Here is a 423-nt window from a genome sequence, read left to right as displayed (position 1 = left end):
CACCGTCTCCACGACCGCGTATACCTACGATGAGGACACCGGGCTGCTGCTCTCCTCCGCGGTCACCGACGCCAGCGGGGCCACCACCGTCCGGCAGACGGAATACGACGCCCTCAACCGGGTCACCGGCATCTGGGAAGGCGCCCGCGACGACGCGGACGCCAAGAAGAACACCCTCATCACCTACACCTACGACAGCGAGGGACGCCTGGCCTCGGTCGCCTACCCCGACGGGAAGTCCACCTCCCGGACCTACGACCAGCACGGGCAGCTGGTATCGGCCACGGATGCGGCCGGGGCGGTCACCGCCTACACGTACAACAGCGACGGCAGTCTGAAGGCCGCGGTGCAGAAGACTGCGGACGGGCAGACCGCCTCCGCCGCCTACACCTACGACAGCCTCGGCCGGCCCGCAAAGACCGA

The 423-nt window shown here is 68.8% G+C and carries 1 protein-coding gene; it reads left to right on the top strand.

Annotated features, from left to right (window positions below):
• A partial coding sequence (locus IF89_RS39745; RefSeq protein ID WP_043194999.1) for an RHS repeat domain-containing protein occupies positions 1-423 on the top strand: 423 nt, incomplete at both ends.

It is taken from the genome of Streptomyces sp. NRRL F-2664 (assembly GCF_000719345.1).
In the GTDB taxonomy this organism is placed as follows: domain Bacteria; phylum Actinomycetota; class Actinomycetes; order Streptomycetales; family Streptomycetaceae; genus Streptomyces.
Note: the sequence above shows the minus strand (reverse complement) of the source record. Positions and strands in the feature narration are given on the sequence as shown.